General features: G+C 39.6%; 15 protein-coding genes. 8 read left to right on the top strand and 7 right to left on the bottom strand.

Features of this window, described 5'->3' with window-relative positions:
• Positions 1-75: 75 nt before the first annotated feature.
• The 3 genes from K8P02_RS17335 to K8P02_RS17325 all read right to left on the bottom strand — a co-directional run bounded on the left by K8P02_RS17335 (position 76) and on the right by K8P02_RS17325 (position 2,938).
• A complete protein-coding gene (locus K8P02_RS17335; RefSeq protein ID WP_223381569.1) occupies positions 76-687 on the bottom strand; it encodes an RNA polymerase sigma-70 factor in 612 nt (203 codons plus the stop codon).
• A 170-nt stretch (positions 688-857) separates the two neighbouring features.
• On the bottom strand, positions 858-1,583 hold the full coding sequence (locus K8P02_RS17330) for a response regulator transcription factor (protein ID WP_025867513.1): 726 nt from the start codon (positions 1,581-1,583) through the stop codon (positions 858-860).
• On the bottom strand, positions 1,580-2,938 hold the full coding sequence (locus K8P02_RS17325) for a sensor histidine kinase (RefSeq protein WP_025867512.1): 1,359 nt from the start codon (positions 2,936-2,938) through the stop codon (positions 1,580-1,582). Before K8P02_RS17325 ends, K8P02_RS17330 begins: the two co-directional genes overlap by 4 nt.
• A 245-nt stretch (positions 2,939-3,183) precedes the next feature.
• Here K8P02_RS17325 and K8P02_RS17320 point away from each other — a divergent pair, with 245 nt between their 5' ends.
• Positions 3,184-3,633 (top strand): DUF3267 domain-containing protein, encoded by a 450-nt coding sequence (locus K8P02_RS17320; protein ID WP_025867511.1) that lies wholly within the window; start codon positions 3,184-3,186, stop codon positions 3,631-3,633.
• Here K8P02_RS17320 and K8P02_RS17315 read toward each other — a convergent pair.
• From K8P02_RS17315 to K8P02_RS17305, 3 genes are all read right to left on the bottom strand, one after another.
• Positions 3,630-5,855: a sensor histidine kinase gene (locus K8P02_RS17315; RefSeq protein WP_025867510.1), complete on the bottom strand. Its 2,226-nt coding sequence runs from the start codon at positions 5,853-5,855 to the stop codon at positions 3,630-3,632. The genes K8P02_RS17320 and K8P02_RS17315 overlap by 4 nt on opposite strands.
• 470 nt (positions 5,856-6,325) lie before the next feature.
• Positions 6,326-8,299 (bottom strand): FG-GAP repeat domain-containing protein, encoded by a 1,974-nt coding sequence (locus K8P02_RS17310; protein ID WP_025867509.1) that lies wholly within the window; start codon positions 8,297-8,299, stop codon positions 6,326-6,328.
• Positions 8,300-8,365: 66 nt separating this feature from the next.
• On the bottom strand, positions 8,366-10,633 hold the full coding sequence (locus tag K8P02_RS17305) for a glycoside hydrolase family 97 protein (RefSeq protein ID WP_025867508.1): 2,268 nt from the start codon (positions 10,631-10,633) through the stop codon (positions 8,366-8,368).
• A gap of 311 nt (positions 10,634-10,944) precedes the next feature.
• Here K8P02_RS17305 and K8P02_RS17300 point away from each other — a divergent pair, with 311 nt between their 5' ends.
• The 7 genes from K8P02_RS17300 (at position 10,945) to K8P02_RS17270 (ending at position 21,890) form a co-directional block, all read left to right on the top strand.
• Complete coding sequence (locus K8P02_RS17300) at positions 10,945-13,896, top strand: galactose-binding domain-containing protein (protein ID WP_044158272.1); 2,952 nt, start codon at positions 10,945-10,947, stop codon at positions 13,894-13,896.
• 262 nt (positions 13,897-14,158) lie between these two features.
• Complete coding sequence (locus tag K8P02_RS17295; protein ID WP_223381567.1) at positions 14,159-15,934, top strand: glycoside hydrolase family 43 protein; 1,776 nt, start codon at positions 14,159-14,161, stop codon at positions 15,932-15,934.
• A gap of 12 nt (positions 15,935-15,946) precedes the next feature.
• On the top strand, positions 15,947-17,668 hold the full coding sequence (locus tag K8P02_RS17290; RefSeq protein WP_007482803.1) for an FG-GAP-like repeat-containing protein: 1,722 nt from the start codon (positions 15,947-15,949) through the stop codon (positions 17,666-17,668).
• Between the two features lie 380 nt (positions 17,669-18,048).
• The gene (locus tag K8P02_RS17285) at positions 18,049-18,465 is read left to right on the top strand and encodes a hypothetical protein (protein WP_007482801.1); all 417 of its coding nucleotides are present in this window, start codon (positions 18,049-18,051) and stop codon (positions 18,463-18,465) included.
• A gap of 246 nt (positions 18,466-18,711) precedes the next feature.
• Positions 18,712-19,242 carry a hypothetical protein gene (locus K8P02_RS17280; protein WP_007487598.1) on the top strand — a complete coding sequence of 177 codons (531 nt, stop codon included), beginning with the start codon at positions 18,712-18,714 and terminating at the stop codon, positions 19,240-19,242.
• Positions 19,243-20,346: 1,104 nt separating this feature from the next.
• The gene (locus tag K8P02_RS17275; protein ID WP_007487596.1) at positions 20,347-21,243 is read left to right on the top strand and encodes a hypothetical protein; all 897 of its coding nucleotides are present in this window, start codon (positions 20,347-20,349) and stop codon (positions 21,241-21,243) included.
• Positions 21,225-21,890 (top strand): hypothetical protein, encoded by a 666-nt coding sequence (locus K8P02_RS17270; RefSeq protein WP_002558282.1) that lies wholly within the window; start codon positions 21,225-21,227, stop codon positions 21,888-21,890. Before K8P02_RS17275 ends, K8P02_RS17270 begins: the two co-directional genes overlap by 19 nt.
• A 280-nt stretch (positions 21,891-22,170) precedes the next feature.
• Here K8P02_RS17270 and K8P02_RS17265 read toward each other — a convergent pair whose 3' ends face one another.
• Positions 22,171-22,635 (bottom strand): cupin domain-containing protein, encoded by a 465-nt coding sequence (locus K8P02_RS17265; RefSeq protein ID WP_002558281.1) that lies wholly within the window; start codon positions 22,633-22,635, stop codon positions 22,171-22,173.
• Between the last annotated feature and the right edge of the window lie 105 nt (positions 22,636-22,740).

The raw sequence follows: 22,740 nt of genomic DNA, 5'->3' as shown, positions 1-22,740 counted from the left end.
GAGAAATGATATATTTTCGATAAAAAGTTTATTTTTTATCGAAAAAGATATCACGAAGTCTGTCCGAATCGGATTTTATTGATTAAAGAGATAGAAATATAGGGCTGTAATAGCAAGAATGTAATCTTTCAACTCTTCTCTAAGCAAGCTGAGTGCTTTTTTTATGTGGTATTTTACGGTATTGACAGAAATATTTAGTTCGTCGGCAATCTCAGCATAACTTTTGTCACCGTACCGGCTGAGTAAAAACACTTTTCTACATTCTTCCGGCATTTCCCGGATGATGTCTTCTATTTTATCTTCCAGCTCCGACAAAATAATTTGTTCAAACATCTCTTGGTCCGGAATATAGCAACTCGATGAGCCAATTTCGCTTTCAAAGCTGACTACTTCTGCTTCCCGGGAATAACTGCGTAGATAGTCAATACTTTTATTGTGTACAGAAGTTAGCAGATACGACTTTACGGATGTTGAAATATTCAGTAGTTCTCTTTTCTCCCAAATGGAGAGCATGACATCTTCCGCTATATTTTGGCTAAGGTGATAATCTTCTACATATTCATATGCAATGGAGCACATCAAGGCATAGTAATGGTCAAAGATGAATCTGAATGTATCATGGTCCCCTTTTCTTATTCCATTAATGAGCTGTGCATCGTGCATGAAAATGTCTTTTTTATTATTCATCCGATCCGGTATTCGTATTATGCTATGAAATCTGCGATTACTTTGCTGATAGTATGCCAGTTATGTATTCTAATTTTTGTTTTTTTTAAAGTATTTATTATAGCAGATCAATAAGTATGAGTAGTTAATATGGGAAATAAAAAACGAAAACAATAACAAATGTATTGTTCTTACTCTTCCAACAGAGTCAAACCCACTCCTTTTACTGTTTTGATACTCACTGTTTCGTCTTCTGCGAATAGTTTTCTTAATTTAGTGACAAATACGTCCAGGCTACGTGAAGCAAAGTAATCATCTTCTGTACCCCATAGTTTTTCAAGAATAGTTTCCCGTTTTACCACTTCACCTTTCTTTTCACAAAGCATCTGTAAAAGTGCAGCTTCGCGTACTGTCAGCGTTCTGCTACTTCCTGATGCGTACTTTAGCGTAGCATGTTCCGCATCCAGTGTATAATTCTTACCTATCCGGTAGATAGCTTCATCTACTGTTGCTGTATTTGTGGGTGCTACAGGCTTTTCCGGTGCTTTTTGGCTCATCTTCATCAATGCCTGCACATGTGCATTCAGTTCTTCCGGGAGAAATGGTTTTTTCAGATAGTTGTTTACTCCCAACTCGTAGCCTTTTACTACGTCTTTGGGCGATACCCGTCCCGAACTGAATAGAATAGGTGTATCTGTATCGGTTTCGCGGATGCGTTTCACCATTTCATATCCATCCATTACAGGCATTTCAATGTCCGAAACGATCACGTCCGGTTTCCATTCCTGCCATATTTTTAATCCTTCCACACCGTTGGCGGCATCTTTTATTTCATATCCGCCAATCATGTCTTCAAGCCCGCCCTGGATAATATACCTTAGGTTGGCATCGTCTTCAACTAATAATAACCTTATCATACTATCTCTTTATTTTGTTGTGGAATATTTATAGTAAATTCGCTATATTCTCCCTCTATACTTTCAAGTTTTACGCTTCCGTGATGTGCCCGTACAACATGGAATACATAGTTTAATCCAAGTCCAAAACCCGGAGCTCCTCCTTTTCGATTTCGCTGTACTGCTGAGGCACGTTCAAATTTCTCGAATATTTTTCCTTGCTCTTTCAGTGGAATACCCATACCGTTATCTTTCACACTGATGTGTGTATATCCATTGGATGAGGCCGAAGAAGATATTTTTATTTGTACACTCTCTTCCGAGTATTTGATGGCATTATCAATCAGATTGCTGATAGCTTCTTTCAGAAACTCTTCATCTGCATATACTTTTTCTTCCTGTAGATCAAGAATGAATTCAACAGGCTTTTCTGCTTTGGCAGTAAACTTTTCGGTGAGATCTTCTATAATAGGACGCAGGCTTACCTCCTTTTTCTCGAGCAGCAGTTTGCCCTCTTCCAGCTTTGACAATGTCAGTACCTTATTGACCAATGCCAGCAAATGTTCTTCTTCGTCCTCCATGATGTCGAAATACTTCTCTTTCCGTTCCGGTTTATCATCCAGCTTTCCACTGCGCAGGATACGTGTACCCATGAGGATAGAACTGAGTGGGGTTTTCATATCATGTATCATGGCATAGGAGAAGTCCTCGCGTATCTTGGCTATTTTGTTTTGTTTCACAATCACTTTGATTTGTTGTACAAGGCAATAGATCACGATGAACAGAAGCAATACCGTTCCGATGAGGAACATTCGCATCTGAAGGATAATCAATTTATAAGGATTGTCGATGGTAGCCTGTATACCTTTGGAGAAGTCCTCCCGAATGGGGAATATTTGGGTTTGCATTTCGTTGTGAAGCCGGACAAGGCTACTGTCTTCTGCAAAGTCTTCTACATATTTATAGCGTGTAGAATCGATGTCAACGGAATCTATACGGAAATGGAGTTTTCCGAGATTTACTTTGTCCAGCTCTTCCCTGTAACAAGAGTCAAGAGATTGATAGTTGAGAGGGATGTTATATTCGTGATGAATGCTGTGCAGGGCAGTTATCAAAATCAATCTGTCGGCCATATCATTTTTCGCACGTATTTTGGTAGAATCCAGTTGGAGTACGGTACCATTGGGGATATTCCCTTCAAATTGCTTACTTGATTTTGAGGACTCCTGTAATTGTGCTTCCAGAAAAGCATTATTGATTTTGTCGTACAATTCATTCTCCAACAAATGATAGGAGTTGGAAAACCACATTCCTTGCAGTGCTACTACCGCCAGGATAGCAATGACAGTAATATATCGAAATAGCGGTTTATTCATGCTTTTTTCTTTTAATTCGTTGGCAAAGATAGAAAAATAGTTTGTGATTATTCACTTTTTTAAGTATTTGGTAACGTCGAATGTTCTGTACGTATGGAAATTTCCCCGTATAGGAAGTGCTTAACGTAGCGTTAACGTAATGATAACATTGTAATAACATACTCTTAATTTACTCTGTTTTATCTTTGCAATGCCGGGAGTAGAGAAAAATAGAAATCCTTCTTCCTTTATTTATATGGAATGAGATGACGACCGATACAGAAAATAAAAAACCTCTGTTAGCCATTAGCTGTGGAGCGGGTGGGACGCAGATTATCCTGAGGACAGTTCCGTATGCTTATTCGTTTATTGCATACGAACTTATTCGTGCATTTTTCTTTCTGCTTTTTGTGAAGCGGGGTTTCCGGTCTGTTTCCTTGACAATGAAGGGGAGGCTATTGTTTGCCAACTGTGCGTGTAGTGAACCTTTATATGTATGGCAGTTTGTCATAGTATCTTTGATGCCTGCTCTTCTTTTAGGAGTTCTTCCTCTGTGTTACACTTTGTTTTCCGGACGGTTCATTTTTCTTTTAATCAGCATTCCGTTTCTGCTGATGGGTATCAATGATTATAAAACAATTTGGCTGCTCAGATATTTCGAGGAGAATAATCTGGTAATTAATTATTTAGAGCGAAAGGAGAGGAGGATACATTAAACCGGGAAAGATAATGTGAACTCGCTGAACTTATTTTCTACACTTTCTACCCTGACTCTGCCATTATGTGCAACCATCACCTGCTGAACATAATTTAGTCCGAGTCCGAAGCCGTTGGCTTTACTTCGACTATTGGCTGAAGCACGCTCGAACTTATTGAATATTTTACTTTGTTCTTTCAGTGGGATGCCCAACCCGTTGTCGTGTACTTTAATTTTAATGAAGCCATTTTCTTCTTCACACATAATACTGATTTTTACTTCTTCGTGAGAGTATTTGATGGCATTGTCTATCAGGTTACTGAGAATTTCACGCAGGCAGAATGCATCTGCATAAACAGACTGACAACGGTGGAATACTTTCGAAAACTCTACCGGCTTATGAGCTTTTAAACGGAATTTTTCTATAAGATCATCTATCAAAGGTTCTAAATCCACATTCTCTTTATGTAACTGTAACTTGTCTTCTTCTATTTGTGTGAGCAGTATTACCCGGTTTGACAGGGTAAGCAGATGCTCGCATTCGTCGGACATAGTACGAAGATACCTTTCTTTTTTTACCGGATTGTCGTTAATTCTTCCTGTACCCAATATATGTGCTCCCATAAGAATAGAGTTCAGGGGTGATTTCATATCATGAATCATGGCATAAGTAAGATCTTTCTGGAACTGTGCAAGGCGGCGTTGCAGGAAGGTAATTTTCACCTGATAGAATACGCAACTAACAATGAGGATAAACATTAATCCCAGTGAAAGCAGTAATGGCCACAACGGTTTTAGTATTAATAGTTGTGGAGAAGATATTGCTGCCTGTACTACTTTGCTGCTATCATTGTTCAGAGGGATAAACCGGGTTATCAGATCCGGTGCCCCGGTTGTATATCCGGGGCGTGTGCTTTCTTCTGTTTCTAAGGTGGGATATTTCAGTATATTGATACTGACCGGGTTTGTGATTCCTGCTTCCTGTAGATAGGTGATAAATACAGAATCCATGTGGTGCAAAGAAAATGGAGCAGGGGTGGAACAGGAGTTTATTGCTTCAAGCATTTTAAGAGCCGAGCGTAGCGTGTAGTTTGCATCGATTGAGTTGTAGACGTGATAAACATATACCCTTGTTACAGGCGCTTTTGTTCGTATGGCCTCCTCTTTTTGCTTTTGTGCAAAAGGGGTAAGGCCGGTTTCCGGGAAGTTGAGTATTACTTTTTTCTCTTTACTGGCCATATAATGAGGAAACTGATGATAACTTACTTCGTTGAAAAATGCTTCTTCAAAATACGTATTTATTTTGTGTGCAAATGCTTCTTGTCCGGTATTGTATAAAAAAACAATCCAGATTATTAATAGCAGAAATGTACCTGCCAGACTGAGTATAGAAAGTGCTTTGGAAGAACGTTGTTTTTTCCCCTGATTCCGTTGTGTTGCCTCCCGGGCGGCTGTCAGAGTTTCTTCGGTCATCGTAAGCAATGTATTGCTTTCATTCTCAATTTCCTGCCATTGTTCTTGCGCCATTTTAGCCGGAATGGCAGAAACCGGAGCAGCCATGTTTCCGGCTAATGCATAAAAAGAGTTTTCCTGTACTTTTATGGTTTGCTGTTGGCGAATGATGAGCTTTATCTGTGAAATGATACTGCATATTACTACGGTCATCAGGCCGAAAGTAAACAGATAGAGTAATGATACTTTCTTTAAAATCAAGACGTAGGGAGAAACAATAACGGCTTGTACGGCTATATCGTTTTCACGGTCTATAAAGAAAGGTTCGGAGGCTAATACACCTATACTTCGGTTGAATGCCGGGTTTGTGCTGGCCAATGTCCGGTGAGTTTTCGTATCTATTTTGTTGATTACAACTTCGCTGTCAATATGATCTTGTTTCAGCTTCTTTTTCAGTACGGTTGCCAATTCATCAATAGGAAATTCTACACCGTATTCAGTTTTTAATATCCGGGCCAGATACTCATTACCTCGCAGATTCTGCTCGTCTGTCGGGAGGTCTGCATATGGTTCAATAGGTATATAGGTGACGGTTGTTCCGTCAGGATAGGGAAGCTGGTTGACCAGATTGTCGATGGTTTCGTAAAAGGCAATGGAAAAACTCTTTTTTACTGTGAGTTTCATCATTTCCATGTTACTGCGATAGGCATAAAATAGCCCTCCGATTTGGAGTATCAGAGTTAATGTAAGTCCTACAAGAGTGATAATCGTTACTTTACGCGTACGCATCTCTTACAATTTTGTCGCAAAGATAGCACATTTTGGGAGAAGCATTGTGCGGCTTATCGGTTTTTAGATAGTTATTAGCTACTATGGAAGTATTACTCTGGACAGATGGCAAAGTGACTGGATATAAAAACAAGTGTATAAGAACTGTTTTGTATATAATTATGGACTATGAACAATCGATATTGGCAAAGAAAAGATGAATCTTGAAAGTAAATAGATATGACATTCTTTGGATTTGTAAATCGTTGTTTATCAATACGTTATAGAATGATGTTTTTCTCTACGAGAAACGCATCGAAACTCTACGAGGAACGACTCGTTTGTCGTAGAGAAACAGGGCTTTTCTCTACGACAAACGAATTGGATATTTATAAGATTTGACAGAAACAACTGGAAAAGAAAAGATCGCTTCCTGTCAATGTAATAAAATACGATTTCTTTTTCGGGTTGTTTCCATACATGGCTAATTTTTATTGTAGTACACAAACTTTGTGAGTGGTATTGGCTACTTTTACCAGATAGATACCCTGGTTTACTTTTTCGGTTGCTTTATTGTCACATATACCGTTAACGATCTGTTTGCCGTCAATTGTGTTAATGGCATAAGCCGTACTACTGTCGCTTTCAATAATAATGGTATCATTGTTTACATATACGTTGGCAGTTGCCATCTGAGTATTTCCGATACCACTGCCACCTGCTATATTCGCTACGATAAATTTACCACCGAGGTTGCCATTATCCACAGGTTGTACGGCGAATTCATAATCAGTCGTATTGAACCCTTTCATACGAATCTGATGGCTATTAATCAGACGAGCTGCAACTTTAGAATCATAAGTTGTAGTCCCGAACATTTTATTTGCCTGGAGGCTTGCCGGGGCATAGGTATAGGTGTAAGTTACTCCGAAGTCATCTGCTTTTTTAGCTTTAATGTATATATTGTAACGGATGGCTTCTGCCGGAGTTGTATCGTCTGTTGCGTTTCCCCAGAAAATAATAACATCTGAACCGTCTTGTTTAACCTGTACATCTGAATTGCTTGCAAATCCGGGAGCTTCATTCATAGCAAGATCACTGGTTAAATTATTGGGTACTAACCGGTTGAACCAGTTAGGCTCTTTAGGTCCCCATCCACTGATGGAATAGTCGAGCGCACCATCATGGTTGAAATCAATAAAGTTCACATCGGATTCGTGAGAGTTGGTGTTATCATTCAGGAATTCACGGGTGAAGCTGTTGTCTCCATTGTTATAATATAAGTTAGCGAGGGAATAGTCTGTTTCGGTTTGTCCGTCTGTTGATGACCATCCACATTGAATCATAATATCAATCTTACCATCATTGTTGATGTCACCTATGGCGGGCATAGCTCTGGCTGCCAGCAGGTTGGTAGCTTCAGTTTTCAATGGATCAGCAAAAGTGCCGTCGCCATTATTGATGTATATATTTCCTACAGCATTGTAAGTTTCCACATCATTGTTCTTGAGATCTCCAAACTCTAATATGTCGGGATAACCGTCATTGTTCACGTCTGCAGTAAAGGTCGTACCGCTCTTTTGACCTTCGAAAAAGCCCTGCTGAGTTGTTTCACGGAAAGTGCCGTCACCATTGTTAAAGTAAATAGTGGTAGTGGCAACCCAGCCGTTAGTCTGGTCATTACCGGATACGATGAGATCCAGATATCCGTCTTTATTTAAATCACTCAGATAAACGGAACCGGTTGTGATTGTTTTGAAGGGTTCAATTCCTTCTCCGTCTTCTCCCACGGGATTTTGTACTTCTTCGAAAACACCTTGGTTATTTCTGTATAGAATCACGTGCCAACTCTCATCTTTACGTGCCCATCCTGTCATAAACAGATCTGTCCAACCATCATTGTCATAGTCGCCGGCTGCGCAGAAGTACCCCCGGTGCTGTCCTTCGGATTCTCCGATGCCCAGTTCGTCTATCTCTTGCTGAACAGCATGCTCAAAAGGATTGTCCGGATCTCCTGTTCCTCTCCAGATAGCAGTATAGTTTTCTCTGTTTTGTCCGCCCTCTCCGTTGTCAGTCACTTTTTTCCCCTGTACATAAAGATCCATGATACCATCATTGTCGAAATCCAATACAACTGCACCGGCAATTTCGAGCTTAGGAATATTAACGGGTATGTTGGTAAATTCGCTTCCTTCTTCATTTCTGAACAGATATGCATGACCCATATCCTGGTGTTTACCACCAATGAGGAAACGGTCCGGATAACCATCGTTGTTGTAGTCGAACCATAAGTCCTGTCCCCATTGAAACCAGGAACAGACATTGGCACCTTCAGGATCGCTGGGATCTCCCCATGGTTGTCTGATCACATCTCCCCATTCTACTTTTACAGGTTCGGTAGCGAATGCATTCGAAGCTACTAAAGCACTTAATGCCATTGTTGAAAGTAATTTTCTAATTTTCATAATGTAACTATTTAATGGTTAATATTAAAGTCGTTTATCGGAGATGAAATTCATTCTCTCAATAATTTAGTTTTTGTAAATGAGTTTACTCTGACTGAGGTCTGGAGTAGTACACTTCACACAGTAATAGCCTCTTGACAGTTGCGCTATTGATATGCAGAGCGGATTATCTTTCTTTGTATAATCCGGATAGAACGGACGTCCTGTAATATCGTAGAGATGAATGTCGGCTGTTAGTTCGTGTTCCGGGAGTTGTACATAGATACTTTCATTATTTTGCTCGTACCATATTTGCACCTTTTCCCGGAGTGCTGTGTTTTTGACGCTTGTATAGTTGGGATCGGGATAAATGCGCATAACAAAACCACCTCCTTCTGCCAGTTTGAAGCTCATCCGGGTTTGGCTGGTAACATCAATCGTATGGCATTTGCAAGCTGTTGCATCTCCTGTTGTACTTGATGTATCATTATTTTTTTCCGGTACGTCTTCTATGATGTAAGCTTTATAAGGTATTCCGGGAGTAAGAAATGAAAAATCGACATCCAGTGTCCGTTCCGTCCAGTTGCTTAGTCCGCCTACATACCATTCCTTATCTGATCTACGGGCCATGACAGCAAATTCACCTATTTTGCCTTGCAGCGGTTTGGTTTCGTTCCAGATAGTAGGCACATGTTTTAGAAATTCCATTATTTCGGGGAATTTACGGTATTCTGTTGGTGCATCGCTTACGAATCCTAATGTCTGATGATATACTACGTACTGGGCCATTTGGTGTGCACGTGTACCCAGACTCCAAGGAGCACCTGTCCCTTTCCAGGTCCATCCTTTCCGGGTCTTGTTACGTAAAGATCCCGGAGTCATATCCATTGCTCCTCCAAGCATGCGTAAGAAAGGAATAACGGTGTGATACAATGGATTACAATTGTCGTTCCATTTGTTACTTTCTTCGCCTGTCACAGCTTCGTAACTGATGATATTCGGATAAGTACGGTGCCAGGCTACCGGTTTCGGGCAACCGTGAAGTAATAACATCAACTGGTATTTGGCGCAGCGTTCCGCCATTGTAGGTATCCAGCCGGACGCCACCTGGTCATCTCTTGACATAAAATCGGCTTTCACCCCCGATATACCCCATTCTTTGAAACGGGCAAGCATCGGTGCATCAACCAGCAGGAAGTTAAAGTAGCTCCATACCATGATTTTGATATTTTTTGATTTGGCGTATGTACATAACTCTTTGATGTATTCTTCTCCCCAGCCGGCATCACAAGTCATCCATTCGAATCCCATTTCCGCGGCAAAGTCTACATAATATTTATAAAATTCAAGTGTATGCGGACGTCCGTCTCCAAAAGGACCGTAGATAAATCCAAGGTCTCCTTCAAGTTCTCCGTCGTGTAACCATTCAAAAGCTGTCCGGCCGGCCGATATCCAGGAGAAATCCCTTTCTACCTGGGGCTTTGCCAGTTTGTAGATCAGGTCATTGTTCATTAATTCCGAATCATCGCGGCTGATAATGAATCCACGCCAGGGATAAGTACGTACGCCCGGTGTCAGGGCAATGTAATCATAACGCTCCAATACTGCCTGTGAATCATATTTACTATCGTTCTTTATTTTTTTAGGATATTCGGCCCATTTGCCTACCAATTTATTACCGGCTTCTTTTTTAAGCAGATACATGCCCGGGTAGTTTTCTAAATCGGACTCAATAACGGTGATACCTATATTTTTCTTATTATTTCGGAAGAAACAGGGATTGATACCATAATCTCCTGTTTTAACAGATTTGACACTCAACTCACGTTTGTAAGGAAGTTCCCATTGACTCATCGTACGTTTGTCTTCATCGTACGCAATCCATACTTGCGGGTTATCCTTAAAGTTGAATTCTGCTATTTCATTCCGAATGGTGATACTTCCGCTTATTTTACTTTCTATCCGGTATGCCACCCCTTCATCATAGGCACGGCAGTGCAAGGAATAGAGAGAACCCAGATCAAGGATCATTTCATTATAAGTATCATCAATCTGGTCATTTTCGCCTAAATGCATGGGAATTTTCTGACTGATGGAGTTTCGGGAACACTTTTCTACTGCCGGATTCTCTCCCAGTGTGATCCGACGTCCGTTTCTCTCTACTATCATTGCGATCGGAGAGATTTCCGAAAGGGCTTCGCCGTCAGCGAATATCTGATAAGAGAGAGTGTCCCGCATGCTGATTTTGAGTTCCAGACTTCCGTTAGGAGAACTGACTGTATATTCTTCTTGCGCTTTTATTGGCAAGGTCGCGGTGAGGTATAAAGCGATGGTTAAAATAAGGTGTTTCTTCATTTTCAGTATTGTTATTACAAATTCTATTAGCTTCTTTTATTGGTTGCTACAAAGAAACGGCACATTTGGCACATTTGAAATGGAGAATTCTATTCTGGATATGGATAATTTTACCTTTGCAGAAATAACGATATTGGAAAGTAAGATTATCCATATCGATGGTAAGATTATCTATTTCTTTTTTGCTATCTATCTGCTTATTTTGCACTCAGCTAATAGAATATAAAAATGGATAGTTTTTATAATATAAAGGTAATGTTGTTTTCAGGATTTTTTTGGAGGATATTATTTATAAATACGATAAAATGGAAATGAAAAGAAAGATGAGTAACACATTAGGAGCCGGACTTTTGCTGCTGGCATCCACTTTGGGGTTTTCTGCTCAGGCACAACAGGTTTTTCTACATAGTGGTGAGCCCGTTGTTGATTGGAAACTGAAGCCGCAGGCTGAAGTAAAGGGGGATGCAAACACTTTGTGCAATGCAGGCTATAATGTATCTTCATGGGTAGATGCAGTAGTTCCCGGTACGGCTTTTACGGCTTATGTAAATGCAGGACTGGAAAAAGATCCTAATTTTGGTGATAATATTCATAAGGTGGACCGGGCTAAGTATGATCGTAGCTTTTGGTATCGTACTGAATTTAAAGTCCCTGCTGATTTTGACAAGGAACTGATCTGGCTTAACTTTAATGGTGTGAACCGTAAAGCTGAAGTTTATCTGAACGGACACAGCTTGGGCATTTTGGATGGTTTTATGCATCGGGGACGTTTTAATGTAACTGATATTGTAAATAAAACAGGAGAGAATGTACTGGCTGTACTGGTACACATGCCTCAAACTCCGTTGGCCAATTGTGGTAGTCCTACTTATCTGTCGAGTGGAGGTTGGGACTGGATGCCATATGTTCCGGGATTGAATATGGGTATTACCGATAAAGTATTTCTGAGTAATACCGGCGGCGTAACCCTGATTGATCCGTGGATACGTACAGATCTTCCAACTCGTGCCCGTGCAGATTTATCTGTTCAGCTGGAAGTGAAAAACAATGAAAGCAAACCGGTTAAAGCTATTGTTACAGGGACCATCAAGCCGGGTAACGTTACCTTTACGAAAGAGGTAGATCTGTCTGCAAATACTACTTCTACTGTTAGCTTCGATAAGCGTTATTATCCGCAGTTGATGATTAATAGTCCGAAATTGTGGTGGCCTAACGGATACGGAGAGCCTAATTTGTATACTTGTACCTTTGAAGTGAAAGTAGACGGAAAAGTATCTGAAGTAAAAGATGTCACTTTCGGTATTAAAAAATATACATATGATAAGGAGAATAACACTTTTCATGTTTATATAAATGACGTTCCTGTATTTGTAAAAGGGGCTAACTGGGGTATGTCGGAGTATATGCTTCGCTGTCGTGGTGCAGAGTATGATACAAAGATTCGTTTGCACAAAGAGATGAACTTTAATATGATTCGCAACTGGCTCGGCTCTGTAACCGATGATGAATTCTATGAAGCCTGTGACAAATACGGAATTATGTTGTGGGATGATTTTTGGATTAATTCGAATCCGAACCTGCCTTATGATCTCAATGTGTTCAATAATAACATGATGGAGAAGATTAAGCGTGTACGCAATCACCCGAGTATTGCCGTATGGTGTGGTGACAACGAATCTAATCCGCAACCGCCGTTAGAAGGTTGGATGGCCGAGAATATTAAGACTTTCGATGGTGGTGACCGTTATTTCCAGGCAAATTCTCATGCACAGGGCTTGACGGGTAGTGGCCCGTGGGGAGCTTTTGAACCACGTTTCTACTTTACCAAGTATCCTGATGGTCTGGAAGGCGATCCGGCACGTGGCTGGGGATTCCGTACAGAGATCGGTACTGCTGCCATGACTACTTTTGAAAGCTTTAAGAAGTTTATGCCGGAAGAAAACTGGTGGCCACGTGATGAGATGTGGAACAAGCACTATTTTGGTCAGAATGCTTTCAATGCAGCTCCCGAACGTTATGATGCTTCTATCGAGAAAGGTTTTGGCAAACCCGATGGCATTGAGGATTACTGCCGTAAAGCACAGCTTATAAACCTTGAATCCAATAAAGCTATGTATGAGGGCTGGCTGGATCGTATGTGGGAAGATGCATCAGGTATCATGACCTGGATGGGACAGTCGGCTTATCCTTCGATGGTGTGGCAGACGTATGATTACTATTATGATCCGACAGGTGTTTATTGGGGTACAAAATCTGCTTGCGAACCGATACATATTCTTTGGAATCCTGTAACGGATGGTGTAAAGGTTGCCAATACTACGGCACGTGATCTGGAAGGACTGACTGCCGAAGTGAAAGTATACAATCTGGATGGTAAACCTGTGGTAGCATATACAAAGTCGGCTACGGTGAATTCGCCAAGCAACACCACTGTACAGTGCTTTACGATTGATTTCAATAAAGAACGGAAGAACCTTTCTTTAGGTAAACCGACCTATGCATCAAGCGTGACTCACGGACAGCCTTCGGATGCTACGGATGGTAAGAAAGATACCCGTTGGGCAGCAGCTAAAGCCGATAATGAATGGATTTATGTGGATCTGGGCAGTGTACAACCCGTAGGTGGTGTACGTCTGGATTGGGAAGCTTCCTTTGGAAAAGCTTATAAGATACAGGTTTCCAGTGACGCACAAAATTGGAAAGAAGTGTATAAAACGGATGAAGGCCGTGGTGGTGTAGACGAAATTACATTCCCTGAGGTAGATGCCCGCTATGTACGTATGTTCGGTATCGAATTGGGCTGGTGGTTCGGTTATTCGTTATGGAGCTTTGATGTATTGAGTGGTACGCAGCCAAGTGAAGGCCTGAGTGATGTTCATTTTATCCGCTTGACTTTGAAGGATAAATCCGGGAATGTACTCTCCGAAAATAATTATTGGCGCGGCAATGACCGTTTAGATTTCACTGCTGTGAATTCTTTACCCAAAGCCGACCTGAAAGTTTCTTCTAAAATGGTGAAGAAAGACGGAGTTGCCGAGATTCAGGCTACAATTACAAATCCGGCTTCAGCCAAGGGTGTGGCTTTTGCCGTACATGTACAGGCATATCGCACTTCGGATGGTGAACGTATTTTGCCCGCTATTATGAATGATAACTATTTTATATTAATGGCAGGTGAGAAAAAGAATGTAACAATTTCATTTGATGAGAAACTGTTGCAAGGTGGTTCTTATAAATTGGCGGTAACTCCTTATAATAAATAAGGATAGGGTAATTCACCACAGGGTATACACAGGGCACAGAGTTCTAATTATTTAAAATCAATTATATAATAACTCTGTGCCCTTAGTGTACTCTGTGGTGAAATTTATTCTCTATCAACGAATTCTATATTATATTTAAACACTGAAAATATCTACATTAGTTATAATTATTGATACATTTAGACCCTTATTCAATAATCAATAATACTACATTTGTCCGCAAATCTTTTTAACTATTAACCAAATTTCAACTTTAAAAATTATGAAGAACATTTTCTCTTTAAAGAAAAGCAGGTCTGCTCTGTCACTTGTTCTTTGCTGCTTACCTTTTATCACTATTACTGCGCAGCAAATGACGGCATTTGAAAGAGTAGGAACAGATGATGAATCTATTCAGGAGTTTTTTCCGGGTGAACACCGGGCTCGCCCGGTACTAGGGGCATATACCAATAGCGGTTATATGGGATTGTTTTGTGGCGGGCAGGATCTGGGAGGTTCCAGTGGCTGGTATATAGATCCGCGTTGGGGAGATTTGGGAGACGGAACGTTTGCCAATCCTATTCTGAATGGTGACTATTCCGATCCGGACGTTATCCGGGTGGGGAATAAATACTATATGATTTGTTCCGAATTCCACTTTATGGGTATACCAGTTCTGGAATCGGATGATATGGTAAACTGGACCATTGTTGGTCAGATATACAATCATATCGATCTTCCCGGTTTTTCGGAAATGAAGCGCTATGGCGATGGCAGTTGGGCACCTGCGCTACGCTATCATGACGGAAAGTTCTGGATGTTTGTATGTATGCCAAACGATGGATTGTTTATGTCTACAGCTACAAACGCTGCCAGCCCTTGGACACCTTTACATTGTGTGAAGAGTGCCGGTGGTTGGGAAGACCCTTGTCCGCTTTGGGATGATGACGGACAGGCTTATGTGGGGCGCAGCCAATTGGGTGGCGGTCCGATTTATATTCATAAGATGAGTGCAGACGGTACCCGGCTTCTTGACGATGGCAAGAAAGTATACGAAGGTCCTGTTGCCGAAGGGACGAAACTCTTTAAGAAGGATGGTTATTATTACATCAGTATTCCCGAAGGCGGTGTAAGTTCGGGTTGGCAAACGGTGATGCGTTCTAAAAATATTTATGGACCTTATGAATCAAAACGTGTATTGGAAATGGGAGTGACGAAGGTCAATGGTCCTCATCAGGGGGCTTTGGTAGATACACCCGAGGGAGAATGGTGGTTCTATCATTTCCAGTCGGCTGATCCACAAGGGCGGGTGGTGCATCTGCAACCGGTGGTATGGGAGGATGGTTTCCCGGTTATCGGCACGGACTATGACAAGAATGGAATTGGTGAACCGGTGAAAGTCTGCAAAAAGCCTGCTGTTAAATGTGATGTAACTCCGCATGCACCGCAGGCCAGTGATGATTTTTCTTCTGACAAGCTGGCTGTACAATGGCAATTCAATCATAATCCGGCAAATGAGAACTGGTCGCTTACTTCCCGTCCGGGATGGTTGGAGATCAAAGCATTGAAAGCAGAAAGTGTGCGTGATTCCCGTAATCAGTTTACTCAAAAGACGATGGGGTATAAGGGAGAAGCCGTTATCCGGATGGATTATTCTGCTATGACCGAAGGACAACGTGCGGGGCTGGAGTGCATTGGTAATAAATTCTGTGGAGCAGGTGTTCTGGTGCAGAAGGATGCCGGAACATTAACCCCGGTTGTTTATTACGAGAACGAAGGACAGATAAAGCTGATTAAAACAGTAGAAAAGGGCGGTGATCCAGTGATTTATGTAAAATTGGCGATCGATGCCTTGAATAATAAGCATCAATTCTCTTATAGTCTGGATGGTCAAAACTATCTGGAGTGTGGTGATTCCTTCCAGGAAGGTTCCCGTGACTGGAAAGGTTCTCGTGTAGGGCTTTATTCATATAATACAAAGGAAGAGGGTGGAAGCGCCTGGTTCGATTCGTTCGAATATAAATTTGACGGCCCTGGCGGTCTGGTAACAGAAGAATAAAAGGAGTGGTTTATGAAAAAGAGATTAATTGCTTGTTTGCTTGCAACGTTACCGTACATCGGAGCTGTTGCTCATGTCTGGGATGAACTGGCTATCCTCGCCCGGCGTAATGGTGATGGTACTTTCACCCTTGAGAAAGACTCTTATCTGGCTGTAAGTACCTATACGAATGCTGTCTTTTTTGATTATAACAATGACGGAAATCTTGATTTGCTGATCATGGGGCAGGGAGGAGACTGGAATGTCAGTAGTGATATTAAGATAGTTGCTTTGTACCGGAATCTGGGAGAAGAGAATGGGTATCGTTTTGAGAAAGTTGCTGCTCCGGGTTTTTTGCCATACAAGGATGAAGGATTCTTCAATCCTGTATCCGTAGGCGATTATAACCATGACGGATATACGGATGTAGTTGTGATGAGTTATCACAACGGACGCCGCATTGATCTGTATCTTAATGATCGTGGAAGTGGTACCTTTATTCGTCAGGAACAACAGGGGTTTGAGGCAGCTACCAATGGATCGGTCATGTTTGGTGACCTGAATAATGACGGTTGGCTCGATATTGAGTTTACCGGATATAGTGACAAAACTTCTACTGCGCTTAAAACGTATATTAATAAACGTGACGGTGCGTTTGTGGATGAAACACCTTCAAATATTCGCGGAGCTTTTCAGGGACAGTCTACACTCGCAGATATTAATGGCGACGGTACATTGGATATCATCAGTACCGGAAACGGAGACGGTTGGGTCTGTCTCTCTTCTTTGTATTACAACACTGTAGATAAAGATGGTAAATGTATCTATCGGTATGTATCCGAAAAAGAAAGTAATATTCTGGGAGTGAGCCGTGCCAATCCGTTGGTTGCCGATTTTAATGGCGATGGGCTGATGGATATGGTGATCAATGGAGAGCCCAGTGATGGCTCCGGTTTTAGAAACCGTATTTATTATCAGACGCGGGAGGGTAAGTTTGTTATGGATAAATCCTATCCGGTGGTTCCTGTCAATCAGGATGGTGGTATTAACATGGGTGACGTCAATGGAGATGGTAATATGGACTTAATTGTTGGCGGCTATGTGGGTACTTACGAGAAGGCTCCTGCCTCCTATTATACGGCTCCGTTACGTGTTTATGAGAATAATCCGCAAAAGGTGGGACTTTCCGGAAATACTTTTCCCGAACCGCCATCCAAAGTTACGGCTGTGATGGAAGGTGACGAACTTGTTATCTCCTGGCTACCCGGTTCTGATAAGGAAACGTCGGAAGTTGCTTTGCGTTACAATATTTATGTTCGTAACGAAACGACCGGAGAATTATATACAATGATCCCGGTAGATATTGAAACCGGTAGGCTGAAAGTAGGTACCGACTTGCAAACTTCTCTTTCTTCCGCCCTCAACTCCTATCGGATGCGTGTGTTCGGCGATGGTAGATATACTGTAGGTGTTCAGACGTTGGATCAGTCATACGCCGGTAGTAAGTTTGCAACCACCGGTTTATCTGTTGCGACCGGCATTCGGTCAATCGTATCATCCGATCATTTCAGGGTTGTTCCGGTAGATACCGGAGTAATGGTTCGTGGTATGGATAATCACAAAGTAGTTGTGTATACTATGGACGGTAGAACTGTGAATACCGGTTTTTCTAATACGGTTATTCCTTTGTCGGAAAGAGGAGTATATCTTGTTTCTGTGAGTGGAGAAAGAGCACCGCTGAAGTGTATGTATTAGTAATGATTGGGTGTATTCAAAAATGAGAAGCATAATCGTTGGGTTACTGTGAAGATATTGCAGGTTCCAGAAGAGAACCTGCAATATCGTTTGTGTTTACAATATGAATCCATTCTGTTTGTCATGCCGGTATTTTATATCGGAGTATTTCTTACGTTTTATTGGTTTAAACTAAATTTCGCCCAAGGGGAATTGGTTTTGTTTATGTTGCTTTGTAGTATTAATATTTCATATTTATAATAAGAAAATCTGTGTATTGTTACCTTCCTGTTACTTCTTGAGTAATATTGTTACTTTACTGTTACCAAGATAGTTTGTTTTTTTTCTGGAAATGGGTTTGATTTGCATCCGGAACTCAGATACTAAAAAAATAATGAACTATGGAGAGGCTGATAAAAGACTATTTCTTGGTCACTGTACTTTTACTATTAAATTATATTGATGAAGTTGTTGACTCTGGTTTTAATGTAATGGGATTTGTTCCTATTCTATTATTAGGTATTTATAATTATAGTATCTACAAAACCACCACTCATCGATCAGCAAGGTCAGAGATTGAAATATCGGATGATTATTCGTATGATGTAGTTAAGAAAGCATTTAAGTGGGATCCCGGATCTTTGATAAGTAGTCCTGTTTTTATTTATACTTTATTGTTAGGAGTAGAACTTTTACAGGAAGGACGACAAAGGAATCTTGCGATATTTTGTTTTATTCTATCTGCTGTCTATTATTCGATGGGAGTATATTTGCATGTGCGAAGATGGAGAATCGGAAGAGCTAAAGTTGATAAATAAAAGAGTTTGATTTTCATTGATATTATTGAGTAGAGGTGAACTCAATTGGAATCTATATTTTTCTCTATGTTTTTTCTTCATTATATTTATTAGTTGTATATTTGTTATACATATTGACAGCTAATACAATATATCGCTTTGGAAATTTTGTTGATCTTCATTTTCACTTCTTGCTCTTCGACACATATCGCAGGCACACAAGGAAAAGAAAACATTGAATGGTTAATGGTTTTAATCTTTCTTTGTATGGTATTCATTGTTTTGTTTTGGCTGATTTGGATAGAACAGAATCGCAAAAATAAATATATTACTTTGCAGAGGGAATTGATGCAAAAACGTTCGGATACATTTCTAACGGCTGGAGATGAAGCTGAGAATGAGCAGAACCTTGATAAATTGAGAAAGGAAAAGCTTTCCTTATGTGTAAGGTTGTTTCAGACAACGGGTACTTGCAAGCGTTTACGGGTAATAGACTGTTCAAAAGATGAGAGACTCTGTAAAATGACCGCCTTAGAACGTGCCGATACCTGTAAGGTTATTAATGAAACATTTGTTGATGTGATGCTTGATTTAAAAAGTACATGCAATGAATTGAATCATGATGATTTGTTATTTTGTATTTTTTCTTTGTTGGGATATTCCAAGGCAACCATTATACTTTGCATGAATATCGTTTCTGATGGAGCTTTTAAGATGCGCAAAAGTCGTATAAAGGATAAGGTGAGCGCAGAATTGTTTGATTGGATTTTTAGTAAGGAAGTAAGATTAGCATTTTGAATAGTAGAAACATACCGATATGGGAGAGATTCGTTTCACATCTGAATTCTTTATTGTTGTTGTATTGTATACCCAATCCTTTTGTAGGAAGAACGGATTAGATATTTTTGTATTTATTCCTTCCGTATTACTTATATTTTGTATCGTGATGGATATTTATAGTAAAAGGGGATGTAACTATAAGTTCTATTCTTTTCTCAATTCGTTTAAAGATGAACATTGGCTAAAGGGGGTGTTGATGGAAGTCGGCAGTCCTTTTGTGCTTTATGTACTTTTGCTGGGTTTAAGTTCTATGGAGGAAAATGTTTTTCTTTCTTTTCTGCTTATTTTCTTTTCTATTCTTTATTATGTGGTAATGATTGTTTTTTTTATTATCGTGAGAAGTAAGTCCCGGAAACATTCAAAGTTGTTATAATTTGTCTCACCAATCGGATCTTCTGTTTTTTCTTTCTCTAATACCAACTTTTGAATGATACACAAAAGAACTTTCATGGTTCTTTTGTGAGTGGAGAAATAGCTCCGCTAAAGTGTACATATTAGCAATGATTAAGTGTATAGTATTTAAATGTTTATTACATAATGTGTTGTGCGCTTGTTGTATGATTCCTTATTATAAAACATCCGGGTGTTATTGTTGAAAACATCCGGGTGTTTTACTCAAGAACATCCCCATGTTTTATTGCAAAACATGGGGATGTTCTTGAGTCTTACCTTTGGAGATGAAAGATGGAGAAAGCAGGTTTTTTGTAGAGAGAAAGTATACTGTGATAGGGTATAAGAAAGTATCATGATGTATACCAAAATCCTTATCTGGATATTTCTAATTTACCATTATCTCTTTCTTGTACTTTTATTCAAAAGTAAAATGAAGTTATCATGCATGGAATAGAAGAATATGAATATAGATGAATTACAATAAATTGCATTAACGAGTGAAAGAATGTTAAAACCAAGCTTTCGAAGATCTAAAATGTGTATATATGTTTTAATTTTGAAGCTATTGATTAAATATATTTCATTGTTCTCTAAGTAAAGTAGCTGAATAGTGAATAATTGAAGTACATACATTCAAAACAAATGGAGCATTAATTAAAAATTGAAATTATGAAAAAGAATTATCTATTGGGACTTATCGTCCTTGTGAGTATGCAATGTGTTTTTATATCTTGCGAAAAAGTAAATATTGAACCCATAACGGAAAAATACAATACTGAATTATACTCATTTGGTGAAAATGCAATTTCTTATATAGAATTGCAGCAACAAATTGATAGTTTGAGACAGAAATATAATTTACAACACAACACAATACAAACAAGAGGTATTAAGAACTTTTGGACGCATCTGTTTTTAACAGCTTGGATTGATGCTAAAGGATTTCTTTATGGAAAGAGCCATTGGGGAGGAAATACCGGTGGCATAATATGTTCTGCACTGTCATCTATTAGCTACGTATCAAAAGGTTATAAAACTATTGATTTAATAATCGACAAAGTAGGAAAATTTGAAATAAAATCATCTCCGGATGTAAATTATGGTTCTTCCGGGCTACTTGATGAAGATCAATATGGAGTTTTGCATAATAAAATAGCAAAAGAATTTTTTAATGATTCCTATGTCAGAGAAGGACGGTATTTGGAGTCTGATCTCGTAAGAAGAATGAGTATTAGAATGGTGCAGTTAGGGTATCAGGGGTTAAATGCAAAACAACAAGAAGAACTAACTCTTTACATAAAGAATCAAAGAAAGCTTTCCACTATGGAAGCATTTGTTGCAAACGCCCAACAGGCTATGCCCTATTACAAACAAGAGTTGGATATGCTTGAGGACTATGTAACGGACATAATTGACATGGAAAAATCATCTGATGTAAGAGCATATACTATTGATTTCCAAAATACAATAAAACGCTCTTCTATTCCAGCTGATAACAAGTCTGTATTATGTATATCGATTTCTATTGCAGAAAATAGTAATGCATTATGGGAGCCCAAAAAATAAAAACAAGAGTTGTATGTGTTATCGGCCTTCTTTTCTATATAGGTACTTTGTCAGCACAGGCAACCTTTGGGGATAAAAAGGGAAAGAGCCATGTCATTTCTTTATCGGCAGGTATCGCTTCTCCCTATAAAGCTATTTCACGATGGGATGAACGAGATAAAAACTCTTATCCGGCTGCTTGGGAAATACAAGGTAAAGGTCTGGAGTATGTGGCCGAATGGGGATATGGAATTCTGTTTTCCGGTTATCGGTATAAGGATAAGTATCATGTAGAAAATGTGTATGAGCAAAATATACATGAAGACATACTACTGATTTACTTGGCTCCACAAATTTCCTATCGACAAGAAGAAACACTTTTCAGCGGAGTTAATGCACATTATGAAGCAGGGATAGGATATACCTTATATAGTAATAAAAGCAGATATATTAATAGCGTCGAGCGTGCAAATTTGTCAGGTGCGGGAGGTAATGTTACGGTTGGACTGGATTATTATTTCACCCCTCAATGGGGAATAGGACTGGATGCCGGTATATTGGGAGTTGTTCTAAAGAATAAAAACAGTCAATGGATGTTGCAAAGCAAAAAGAACATAAAAATTCTGCAAATAAATGCTGTTATTGGATTAAAATATTGTTTCAGATAACTGCAAAAAAGTAGGTTAAGGTGATAGAACCACAATAAATGGGTTGTTCAAATTTATATTATTTGATGGAAATCTCTAAAACACCCAAAGAGGATAGTTTGTATGACTCCTCTTTGGGTACTGTTATTAATAACCTTAGTAGCTAAAAACTGTAAGTATCCGATAAACTACCCATTGTTTATCGGATACTTACTATATATTAATGAAGCTTTTTATTAATAACAACATATATATCCTATTTGTATGACTTTGAAAATCATCGTAAATAGTAGAACCATTACTATTGACACAATCGTCTTAGTACCTCTTCGTGCTCCGGAAAAAGCTTAGATAATTCATCAAATGTACCTAACTCGAAATTATCGAAAGTAAAGGCAGGAGCAACCGCACAACTAACCAATGCATATCCGAAATGTGAAGGCAGTTCAGCGGCAAACCAACATCCGGGCTCGATGGCTACTTGCTGTTCACCTGAAATATCGGTATTCATCAAATGAGTGACTAATCTTCCGTCAGGGTGGATTACATATAACATTAATGGGTAACCGGCATGATAGTACCATACTTCCGGCGAAGAAAGTCTATGAAATGCTGATATTTCATTATTCTCTAATAAATAATATATGGAAGTCATAGCGGGTTTGTTGCCATCTACCATTTTTCCGGTTCGGAAAATTTCTCTGTAATACCCTCCCTCCGGGTGGCGACGTAAATTAAGATGTTCTATCCAATCTGCTGCTTTCATAAAATTACTGATTTATTGATATAGCCCAGGATGAGGACTATTATTATAGTATCCAGATTACAAATGTATATGAATGTATGGACAGTAACAAGTAAAGTAACTAAT

The sequence above is a fragment of the Bacteroides nordii genome (assembly GCF_019930665.1).
Lineage (GTDB): Bacteria > Bacteroidota > Bacteroidia > Bacteroidales > Bacteroidaceae > Bacteroides > Bacteroides nordii.
The sequence above is the reverse complement of the archived record's forward strand: the minus strand, read 5'-3'. Positions and strand labels throughout refer to the sequence as shown.